Genomic DNA, 10,870 nt, shown 5'->3' with positions numbered 1-10,870 from the left:
GGGAGAAGGAAATGCATCGATCAAAAACAACACACGCAACGCAGACAACGCACCCCCGTCAGACCAAGGCTCCCATTTGGGTTGCGACAAGACAGGAAGGTGGGGCCGCGACATGAAACACGTCATTCTCGGCAACGGGCCTGCCGGAGTCATCGCCGCTGAAACCCTGCGCAAGAATGCGCCGGCGGATGACATTGTGCTCGTCGGCGACGAAGTCGAAATGCCATATTCCCGTATGGCGCTCCCAAACCTGATCGCAGGCGAAATCAGCGAGTCCAGCACGCAACTGCGGCGCGACAAGGATTATTTCGCGCGCCAGCGTATTCAACAGATTACCGGCCGTGCCGTACACATCAGCAGCCGGACCCGTACCATCAAGATGGAAGACGGCGGTATCCTCTCTTTTGACAAGCTGCTGATCGCGACCGGTTCGCGTCCCCGTGTCCCCACGATCCCGGGTATTGATTTCCCCGGCGTGCACGCCTGCTGGACGCTGGACGATGCGCGTCAGATCATGCAGCTTGCACGGCCGCGCTCCCGTGTTGTCGTGATTGGCGCCGGCTTCATCGGCTGCCTGGTGATGGAGGCGTTGGCATCGCGCGGCGTCGACCTGACCATTATTGAAAAACGTGACCGCATGATGGCGGGCGCATTGAGCAAGGGCGCGGGCGATATGGTGCAGCGCTGGTGCGAGCGCAAGGGCATCAAGGTACACACTTCGACCCGTGTTGTTGCCATTGGCAGCAACACATTGCAGCAAGTCGGCTCGCCACGCATCGTCCGCCTGTCGAGCGGTGTGCAATTGCAGGCTGACCTGGTGGTTTACTGCACCGGCAGCACGCCGAACATCGATTTCCTGAAGGGGAGCGGCATCAAGTTCGTCCAGGGCGTGGTGGTCGATGCTGCCATGCAGACCAATATGCCGGGCATCTATGCCGCCGGGGACTGCGCCGAAACCTTCGACGAAGCGTGCGGCCGCAGCGTCATTGCGGGCGTACAACCGAATGCAGCCGACCAGGCTTACTGCGCGGCGCTCAATATGAGCGACAAGCATGCGGTGCAGCGCGGGCTGCGCCAGATCGACGTGTTCGACACCATGGGCCTGATTTCATCGTCCTTCGGCCATTGGCAGGGAATACGAGGCGGCCAGTGGGTAGAGGTCGCTGACGAGACGCATTTCCGCTACATGCGGCTGGAGTTCAGCCGGGATATCCTGATTGGTTGCAATGTCGTGGGTATCACCGAACATGCCAACATCCTGCGTGGCCTGATCCAGCATCAGGTCAGGCTCGGAGAGTGGAAAGACCGTTTGCTGCAGGATCCGACCCTCCTCAAACAGGCTTATGCCGAGTGCGTCCAGGAGCAATTTGTCGACCAGGCGTCGGTCTTCCATACCCCGTACGGCTCTCCGGCGGAGCCAGCCAGCCAGTCGGTGTAATTTGCGGGCGCGAAAGCGCGTCCGGCTCCCGTTTTCGCGTAAAATCGCGGGAAACTCCATGCGGCATCAGGATGCTTCGATCGTCATCGACTGGCACGCTCATGCTGTGTGACCCGATTTCACTACACCCGCGAAAACAATGAGTATCAAATCCGACAAGTGGATCCGCCGCATGGCGTCCGAGGCAGGCATGATTGAACCGTTCGAGCCAAATCAGGTAAAGACGGTTGATGGGCATAAGATCGTCTCTTACGGTACATCAAGCTATGGATACGATATACGCTGTGCCGACGAATTCAAGCTCTTCACAAATATAAACACCACAATTGTCGACCCAAAGAACTTCGATGAAAATAACTTCGTTGACGTTTCCGGCAAGGGCTATTGCATCATTCCACCCAATTCGTTTGCATTGGCGAGAACAGTGGAATACTTTCGAATTCCACGTAATGTGCTAACCATATGTCTTGGTAAGTCCACTTATGCACGTTGTTTTTCGGGCGATACTAAAGTTGCACTCGTGGGTCGTCCCGCAATGACGCTGCAGGCAATGGCCTTACATCCCGATGAGGAATACTATGGATACACCATGCTTCCCGGAGGTGACCTGGGTGTTGCGCAACTCGTCGCACCGCGATTAGTCGGATACGATGAGTTGCTGGAAATCGAGCTCGACAATGGCCGAGTAATCGCAGCGACCCTAGATCATCGTTTCATGCGTCGCGATGGAAGCTACGTTATGGCACAGGACTTGGTGCCGGACGAACGATTGATGCCGCTTTATCGATATGGGACTGGCGCCGCCGAGTTGGTTTATCGACCGCTATCGGGCACGTTAGCGATGACCAGCCAATTGCTTGAGGCGTGTAAGAGGCGCTTTGCCGGTTTGCCGACATCCGTTACGGAAGCAGTCGATGCGGACGCAAGCATGCCCTCAAATCACCGTGTCGTTTCAGTGCGAAAACGAGCGGGCACGCATGCGGTATTTTGCTTGACGGTTCCAGAGGGTCAAAACTTCGCGCTCGAGGACGGCGTAATCGTCCACAACTGCGGGATCATTGTCAACGTCACCCCCTTTGAGCCGGAATGGGAGGGATTTGTGACTTTGGAATTTTCAAACACGACGCCGCTTCCTGCAAAAATTTATGCTAACGAAGGCGTGGCGCAGGTACTCTTCTTCGAATCGGATGAAGTCTGCGATGTGTCTTATAAAGACCGTGGCGGTAAATATCAGGGGCAGATAGGCGTGACACTGCCAAAGACCTGAACATCAATAAAAAATGACCTCATCTTCTCTGCACATGAAGGTGAGGCCACAGCCGCCATGGTCCGGCCGAGCACTGCGGCGGTACACCCCACGCTGGAAAATCGAACGCACTTTCGCATGACTCAACAAGCTCAAGCGCGTGCCTACCTGATGGAACCGGTGCATAGAACATTACACCGGCTTTGTCTCCCTTGCCTTGGCTATGATTCTGCTCCGGAGGCGTTTATGAAGTCATCTCTGGACTAACCCGTTGTCGGATCACAGCAAGAACGGCAATTCATCACGACCCTACGTCCCATAACGAGAAATCAACGCTTATCAAGTTATATGCGCGACACCGTATTAGTTAAGCTCACCAAATAGGAATAAACGTATACGTAACGAATGCGACAACAACTCCTACTAAAACCCCGGCAGCAATCTCAGTGCGCGTATGTCCCATGCGTTCGCGCAATGGTTTTAAACCTTCCGATGGCGTGGTGAGGCGATTAATAACGGCAGCTTGCGCTCCGATCTGCCGCCGCAGGCTGTTCGCATCCAATATGACGATAAACGCTAGGGTGACTGCCAAGCCAAAGGCAGGGTGGCCAATACCCTCCTTAAGAGCAATCAACGCTGCGGTACTGCTAACAATAGCGCTATGGTTGCTCGGCAGACCACCGTATCCGATAAGATCAAAAGCAAAACGTTTTGCCCTAATCGTATTAATAAGGAATTTAGTGCTTCCGGCAACGAGCCAGGCGAGGAATGGTATAAGGGCGTAAGACAAATCCATGTTCATACCCGTCCTGGCCATAATGCCCAAACGCAGGAAGCCATCCACAAAACGACCGTAAGCAGCAATTGCCAGTCAGCGATCAGTGCGTCTGTTGGGGACTCTCCCGCTTCAAGTACCTCTACCACGAACCAGTATCGAAATAATCCAAATAACACTAACGGAACTGTAATGACTAGTTCTGGCTTTGCAGACATCACAAACATGCTGTAAAAAACTAGCGCACCCATCGCCGACATTTCAGCGTAACGGTCAACTAATGAAACAGAATACTTCTCTAGGACTTTTCTCCCTTCTGTTCCACTTTGAGACAACTCCTGGCGCCGCTTTACCGCCGCCAGGTACAGCGCAAGGCAAAGCGTGGTCACAAACATCCAGTTTGATACGGGCACGGTCAATGCAACTGCACCGGCATAAACTCGCAACACAAAACCGATTGCAATGGTAAAGATATCGAGAACTGGCTGATGCTTCAAGGCGAAGGTATAGGCAATATTCAACAATAGATAGGCCGCAATAACCTCTACAACAGCCGGTGCAAGTAGCCATCCAAAGTATAGTGCGCTCCAAAGGAGGATCAACAAGACAAATGCCATCGGAAACGATACCAGGCCAGCCGCCAGTGGACGAGTCTTCGACTTTTTAGGATGACGTCGATCACGATCGACATCATGCATGTCATTGATGATGTACGTTGACGAAGATGCGATGCAGAAGAGCACGACGGCAATGAGGGCCTGCCTGATCGCGCTGAAATCTAAAAAAACGCCTGAAAAAATGAGAGGGGCAAGGACGAATCCATTTTTTATCCACTGCTTTGGACGCATCAGAGCGACCACTCCAAAAAACTGCGCAAGGAGTGGTCGCGCTGTGACGGTATTGTGCATCTTGATAACCTTGGTGATATATTGGAGAATTTGCCAAATGAAAATGGCAACCACATACGCAATTCTCGCATTAATTGCGACCATTGCAAATATTGCAGCTCAAGACATACTCCTCCGTTGTTACCAAGGCGCTTTTGCCGTCCTGTTGTCCGTGATTGCCGGGACCGGCCTTGGGCTAGTGGTCAAGTACATCCTTGATAAGCGATACATATTCAATTTTCGTGCACGCGATGCGGCACACGACCGTCAGACATTTGTGATTTATACCGCAATGGGTCTCCTGACGACGGTCATCTTTTGGGGATCGGAGTTCATTTTTCATTTTCTATTCGCAAGCAAAGAAATGCGTTACTTAGGCGGCATCATCGGACTGACAATAGGTTACGTGGCGAAGTACCACTTGGATAAGCATTTCGTCTTCCGAAAGGATGGGAAATGAAGCGCATTTCCTCTTGGGGCCGCCTTGGGGAATTTCCACATGAGGTCGTTGAACTAAGCGATCGCAGCAGCGTACCCGACGTGCTGGTATCTAAGCGACCCGGTCTGGCTTATGGTATGGGCCGGAGCTACGGGGATAGCTGTCTCAATCCAGATGGAATCCTCTGGATTACAACTGGGCTGGATCGTTTTATCGAATTCAATCGACAGACTGGCCGACTTGTGTGTGAGGCCGGTGTTCTGTTGCGCGACATTCAAAAGCTCACCATTCCACAAGGATGGATTCTTCCAACTACACCAGGTACGCAGTTGTTGACTGTGGGCGGCGCCATTGCTAACGACATACATGGAAAGAATCATCATGCTGTTGGCTCTTTTGGTAACCACTTACATAGAATTCGGCTGGTCCGAACCGATGGAGAGATTATCGAATGCGGCCCAGAGCGCCTTTCGGCATGGTTTGCGGCTACAGTAGGCGGCTTGGGTTTAACGGGTGTAATAGTTGAAGCAGAAATACAATTAAAACGAGTAGCGAGTCCGTGGCTCGATACCGAATCTATCCCCTTCGGAAATCTGGACGATTTTTTCAGTTTGTCTGATGCTTCCGAAGCAGAATGGGAGCATACCGTATCCTGGATTGACTGCTTGTCCGGAACCGAGAGCCGCGGCCTATTTATGCGTGGCAGGCATATTGATGCCAAAATTCCGGAGCCGCGCAAGTCACGAAGTTTTTCAATGCCGTTCGTGCCCCCAGTTTCCTTGGTTAATCGACTATCGCTTCGTCCTTTCAATTCGGCTTACTTTACGCTGAAGAAGATGAAGGCAGGGCGCCAGACAGCACACTACGAATCCTTCTTTTATCCCCTTGATAATTTGCTGCATTGGAATCGGATGTACGGACCCAAGGGGTTTTATCAATATCAGAGTGTCGTTCCTAGAACTGCGGGAAAATTGCCGATTCATGCCATGCTTAAGGAAATTGCGCGTTCCGGCGAAGGCTCCTTCTTGGCCGTCCTGAAAACCTTTGGTCACCGTCAGTCTCTTGGAATGCTAAGCTTCCCACAGCCGGGCGTAACCCTGGCACTGGATTTTCCAAACAACGGCGAAAAAACCTTGAAGCTTTTTGACCGGCTTGACGCCATCGTGAGAGACAGTGGAGGACGCTTGTATCCGGCAAAGGACGCGCGAATGCCACGAGATCTCTTTGAATCCGGTTATCCCCGTCATATCGAATTTATGCAGTATCGCGACCCAGGCATTTCCTCAGCATTGTCACGTCGCTTAATGGGATATTAAATTGAAAAACAAAAAAAGAATCGTCATCATTGGGGCGACTTCCGCCATTGCCGAACATTGCGCCCGTTTATGGACTGAACGGGAAAATGTTGACCTAACGCTTGTAGGAAGGGATGGCACGCGTATCGAGAGGGTAGCCGCAGATCTCCGAGTCAGGAATTCGCAATCTATTGTTCGCACAATGTCAACGAGATTCGATGAGCCTGCTGCGATTCAAGCCGCAGCCGACAGTATCGTTGCTGCTGGCGCAGTTGATGTAGTGTTAATTGCACATGGCTCGCTGCCAGATCAAAAGGTTTGTGAATCAGATTTGGCGGCATGCCAAAATGCGTTAGAGATTAATGCTGTCTCGCCTGTATTGTTTGCTGAAGCATTTGCAGGACATATGGCTAAAGCAAATCAAGGCACACTAATCATCATTGGGTCAGTCGCTGGTGATCGCGGAAGAAAATCCAATTATGTCTACGGAGCGGCGAAAGGCCTCGTCACACGGTATGCTCAAGGGTTGCAACATCGATTTGCGGGTACAGATATACGCGTCGTTTTAATCAAACCCGGGCCGACTGATACGCCAATGACGGCACAGTTAAAAAGCCAAGGCGCTAAACTTGCCTCTGTTGAAGACGTTGCAATGAGAATTGTTAAAGCGGCTGACACTGGGCGCGCCGTTGCTTATGTACCAGGAAAATGGCAGTTGATCATGCTGGTCATCAAGCATCTTCCTTCGCGAATATTCAACAAGCTGAACATCTAAGAGTAACCGGCAAAAAAGCTTGTCCCGGGCTCGGCTGCTTGCCAAAGCCGGTATTATTAAATTGCTTAATCAAGGTCCAATTGGATTATGGGCACATGCAGAATGTTGCCCACCAATTGGAGGATAAATTATGGTCACAAAAAGAATAAATGTTTTAAGCTTGTTGGTTCTGGTAATCGCGTTTTTATGTGTAACGTTTTCCAACTTGCGATACGGTGGCTCAGATCCACGTGCGTCACTGCTAGTGACCGAATCCATTATCGACCATAAAACGATTAAGCTCGACCATTATGATGCCCAGGTTCGGAATGGCTATGGTGTAGCTATACATGAGAAGAACGGGCATTTTTATTATTATTTCCCAATTGGTACGTCGATCGCCAGCATTCCTTTTGTGGCAGTGGCGAAAGGATGGGGATTTCAAATAGTTCAATCTGAATACCAGATTCAGATGATGATTGCGTCAATTACTGCCGTAGCGACCCTTGCCTTGATGATTATGCTTGCAAGGCGTTTCTTAGGGCCCTGGAATGCGCTCTTTGTCAGCAGCGCATTCTGGTTTGGTACTTCGTTAGCGAGTACTTCCGGCACCGCGCTATGGTCACATAATTTTGCTGTTGTATTTTCCTTTCTAGCGATTTACTTTGCCGTCAAGTCGGCTCAAGACAACAGCCCTGGCGTTTGGCCAGGAATTGCTCTCTTCCTTTTCTTCGCTTATCTGTGCCGTCCCACTCTGGCATTGCTTTCTCCCTGCGTGTTACTTTTCCTCTTTACGCATCATAGGAAATCGGCTGTCAAATGCGCATTACTCTTAGCTGTGCTTATCGGCTGTTTCATCGGTTTTAGCTTGCATGAATTTGGGCAGATTCTTCCAGATTACTATCTACCCAAGCGCTTGGCCGGTGGCTATTTTGCTCAAGCACTTTACGGTAACTTGCTTAGCCCGGCGCGCGGATTGTTAATCTATTCGCCATTTATCTTGATCGCATGGTTGTGTTACCGGAGTGGGGAGAAAAGCTGGTCCATAAAAAAGTCGTGGCTGTTAGTCGGACTTGCCTGGCCAGTTATTCATCTTTTATTTATTTCGAGATTTCCTCATTGGTGGGCTGGGTACTCTTTCGGAGCCCGGTTAATGACTGACGTATTGCCGGGCCTTTTCTTATTAACGTTATTCACTTGGCCCGTCTCCATATACGGGCTTCGGGCTAAAGTCGGGATAGGGCTTCTGGCACTATCAATACTATTTTCCATCGCAGTAAATACCTATTCAGGGCTATTTAATCAATGGACGGCTGCGTGGAATAGTGAACCGAGTATTGATCAGTATCCGGAGTATCTGTTCGACTGGAGCTATCCGCAGTTCTTGGGCAGTAAGAAGCGGCATGAGAAAAGACTTCGTGAACATACTGAAAGGCTTCTTTCACGAAATGGTTCCTGACGCCCGCAGTTATCCATAAGGGGTGTGCCTCTTCTCACGTAGAGGTCAGGGCCAATTCTTATGGCATTAACTGCATAATGCGCAATCCAACGCAATAAACTCACAATCAGATGGCCGTTAACCTTCATCCTAATTCAATGGGTTCGTCGCTCGCAACGTCGAATATGTCACTGGCTGCCTCTATAAATGGTGCAAGGCAGGTTGTCGCACAACCGGAAGCTCGGCTTGACTTTATTCAAGCCTTTCGTGGCGCTGCCGCACTAATCGTCGTTCTTTATCATGGCAGTCGCTTTGTTAGTCCGTATGGTACGGGACTAGGATACCAATTATTTGGTCCAGGCGGCTCAATGGGAGTTGCGCTCTTCTTTATCGTGAGCGGTTTTATTATGGTTCATACGACTGCCCGGTCAGATGGCTCGCCAGTGTACGTCGCAGAGTTCTTGGTGAAGCGCTTTTCGCGTGTGTGGCCGGTGTACGCGGTTGCGACAATTGCGTATCTGTTCGTTAGCCTGGATGGACTGAGTTACCTTCAAGAGGCGGGGAATTTACGCAGGTTTGTTTATTCTCTGTTCTTCCTCCCTATTGGAAATGGCGCTCCGCCTGACTTCGGGTTTCCTGTGCTTTCAGTAGGATGGTCACTCAGTTACGAAATGTATTTCTACGTAATCTTTGCTCTATCTATGCTGTTCGGCCGCGCCAGATGGGCAATTTTAGCGGCATGGTTAAGCATATCGCTACTCCTGATTCCCTATTTGAATGGAATAGTCGTACTGGGCACACATACGGACTTTGGGTTTAAGCGAGCGTACCTGAACCTAATAACGTCACCAATCATTTGGCAATTTGCAGTAGGTGTCTTTATCGGGCTAATTTACCGTTCGCGAATCTCGATTTCCAATAAGACGGTCATTAATCTGCTTCTGTTCGCATCAGTGTCATTTGTTATCTGGCAATATATGACCCAGTTCGAAATGGGACACGGCGTCCTCGAATGGGGATGCTCCCTGATACCAATGATGTTGATTTTCGCAATTGGGAGTAAGCAGCGCCAGATTGATGCACCGGCCTCGCTCTCTTATCTTGGCGATATTTCATTCTCCCTCTACCTTTGGCATCCACTTGTACAAGAGACGTTACCGAAGTTGTTCGTCAGGCTAGAAAGAGGGGATCTAACGAGCGGGTTTTCTATGCTAATTCTCACCACTGTGGCATCGATTTTGGTAGCAGCGTTGTCGCATAGATTCCTTGAGGTTGGCGCTTCCAATTATGTTCGGAATAAATTGTTACTCCTCCTACGCATGGGAAGGGGCCGCAAGAGCGTATCGCCGTCCGCTGCGATATCCTAAGCCCGTTCAAGATTGTGACTTGAGCAGATTTTTAGTGGGTCAATACAAACCTGAGACGCTGAACCATCCGCGTAAGTCCGGCAAGGGCGGCCTGGTTGCCGTGGGAATGGAATTAAGACGTTTTTATCCCGAACAACATTCGGGAAACGATCGCCTAGAATACAGTGATTGAAGTCTAATCCAGTCTGCAGCCGACCAGTAACAATGATCACCGCCCAGCCCGATTACCAGCAAGTCCTGGAGTCCATACAGGAAGAAGTCCGCCCATTGCTGGGGCGCGGCCATGTCGCCGACTATATTCCCGAGCTACGTAAAGCCTCGTCCGAACGTTTCGGCATGGCCGTGTATTGCCTTGATGGACGCACCTTCTCGACCGGGGATGCTGACGTCAAATTTTCCCTTCAGAGCGTCACCAAACTGTTTGCTCTTGCGCTGGCTTTTTCGCGCGAAGGGGACAATATCTGGAAACGGGTAGGACGTGAACCCTCCGGCAATCCTTTCAACTCGCTGGTTCAGCTGGAACATGAGCGCGGCATCCCGCGCAATCCTTTCATCAATGCCGGTGCGCTGGTCATCACCGACATCCTGGTCTCCCGGTTTGTACAGGCTGATGTTGCTGTCCTGCAGTTCATGCGCATGCTTGCCGACGACCCGACGATCGACTTTGACATGGCAGTCGCGCAGTCCGAGCAGAAGACTGCAAACCGGAATAGTGCGATTGCCTATTTCATGAAGAACTTCGGCAACCTGCACAACGATGTCAGTGAAGTGATTGATACGTATTGCCGCCAGTGTTCCATCACGATGACCTGCAGTGAGCTGGCGAAGGCAGGGGCCTTTCTTGCGAAGCATGGAACGGTTCCCTGGACAGGGCAGGAAATTCTCGATCCCAGTTCGGCAAAACGTCTTAATGCCTTGATGTTGACCTGCGGTACCTATGATGCCGCGGGCGACTTCGCTTATCGTGTCGGATTGCCGGCAAAAAGCGGTGTGGGCGGGGGAATTCTTGCACTTTTGCCCGGAGAGGCCGCCATCGCGGTGTGGTCGCCAGGACTTGAAGCGAATGGAAACTCGCTGGCAGGGACCTATGCACTGGAACGTTTTACCACGCTCACGTCTCGTTCGATTTTCTAAGAGCGACTATCAAAATATGAAAAAAACCCCTCTCCCCGCAAAGGGAGAGGGACAGGTAGGGGCGGGGCTACATGCGATACCACGTACTACACGCATT

At 51.0% G+C, this 10,870-nt stretch carries 9 protein-coding genes and 3 pseudogenes; 10 read left to right on the top strand and 2 right to left on the bottom strand.

The window, feature by feature from the left end; genetic code table 11:
- Nucleotides 1–112: 112 nt before the first annotated feature.
- From ASE07_RS08325 to ASE07_RS29630, 4 genes and pseudogenes are all read left to right on the top strand, one after another.
- Entirely contained in the window at nucleotides 113–1,438 is a 1,326-nt protein-coding gene (locus ASE07_RS08325) for an NAD(P)/FAD-dependent oxidoreductase (RefSeq protein ID WP_057290347.1), read from the top strand.
- A 139-nt stretch (nucleotides 1,439–1,577) separates the two neighbouring features.
- Nucleotides 1,578–1,931: pseudogene (locus tag ASE07_RS29640) on the top strand (dCTP deaminase); the annotation flags it as partial.
- 42 nt (nucleotides 1,932–1,973) lie between these two features.
- Nucleotides 1,974–2,483 (top strand): annotated as a pseudogene (locus ASE07_RS29635) (hypothetical protein); the annotation flags it as partial.
- A gap of 3 nt (nucleotides 2,484–2,486) precedes the next feature.
- Nucleotides 2,487–2,705, top strand: a pseudogene (locus tag ASE07_RS29630) (dCTP deaminase); the annotation flags it as partial.
- 352 nt (nucleotides 2,706–3,057) lie between these two features.
- Here ASE07_RS29630 and ASE07_RS08315 read toward each other — a convergent pair.
- Together ASE07_RS08315 and ASE07_RS08310 are read right to left on the bottom strand one after the other, a co-directional pair.
- Nucleotides 3,058–3,480, bottom strand: a complete 423-nt coding sequence (locus ASE07_RS08315) for a divergent PAP2 family protein (protein WP_057290345.1) — start codon at nucleotides 3,478–3,480, stop codon at nucleotides 3,058–3,060.
- Between the two features lie 2 nt (nucleotides 3,481–3,482).
- Nucleotides 3,483–4,367: a decaprenyl-phosphate phosphoribosyltransferase gene (locus tag ASE07_RS08310; protein ID WP_057290344.1), complete on the bottom strand. Its 885-nt coding sequence runs from the start codon at nucleotides 4,365–4,367 to the stop codon at nucleotides 3,483–3,485.
- A 37-nt stretch (nucleotides 4,368–4,404) separates the two neighbouring features.
- Here ASE07_RS08310 and ASE07_RS08305 point away from each other — a divergent pair, with 37 nt between their 5' ends.
- From ASE07_RS08305 to ASE07_RS08280, 6 genes are all read left to right on the top strand, one after another.
- Nucleotides 4,405–4,806 (top strand): GtrA family protein, encoded by a 402-nt coding sequence (locus ASE07_RS08305; RefSeq protein ID WP_057290562.1) that lies wholly within the window; start codon nucleotides 4,405–4,407, stop codon nucleotides 4,804–4,806.
- A complete protein-coding gene (locus ASE07_RS08300) occupies nucleotides 4,803–6,101 on the top strand; it encodes an FAD-binding oxidoreductase (protein WP_057290343.1) in 1,299 nt (432 codons plus the stop codon). Before ASE07_RS08305 ends, ASE07_RS08300 begins: the two co-directional genes overlap by 4 nt.
- Nucleotide 6,102: 1 nt before the next feature.
- Nucleotides 6,103–6,855: an SDR family NAD(P)-dependent oxidoreductase gene (locus ASE07_RS08295; protein ID WP_057290342.1), complete on the top strand. Its 753-nt coding sequence runs from the start codon at nucleotides 6,103–6,105 to the stop codon at nucleotides 6,853–6,855.
- A 130-nt stretch (nucleotides 6,856–6,985) separates the two neighbouring features.
- Nucleotides 6,986–8,293 carry a glycosyltransferase family 39 protein gene (locus ASE07_RS08290; RefSeq protein ID WP_057290341.1) on the top strand — a complete coding sequence of 436 codons (1,308 nt, stop codon included), beginning with the start codon at nucleotides 6,986–6,988 and terminating at the stop codon, nucleotides 8,291–8,293.
- A gap of 110 nt (nucleotides 8,294–8,403) precedes the next feature.
- Nucleotides 8,404–9,639, top strand: coding sequence for an acyltransferase family protein (locus ASE07_RS08285; protein WP_235548395.1), 1,236 nt, complete (start codon nucleotides 8,404–8,406; stop codon nucleotides 9,637–9,639).
- A 204-nt stretch (nucleotides 9,640–9,843) separates the two neighbouring features.
- Nucleotides 9,844–10,773, top strand: coding sequence for a glutaminase (locus ASE07_RS08280; protein WP_057290340.1), 930 nt, complete (start codon nucleotides 9,844–9,846; stop codon nucleotides 10,771–10,773).
- The last annotated feature ends 97 nt before the right edge of the window (nucleotides 10,774–10,870 follow it).

It is taken from the genome of Noviherbaspirillum sp. Root189, from assembly GCF_001428545.1.
Taxonomy (GTDB): domain Bacteria; phylum Pseudomonadota; class Gammaproteobacteria; order Burkholderiales; family Burkholderiaceae_D; genus Noviherbaspirillum.
This window is presented reverse-complemented; position numbering and strand designations above follow the sequence as displayed.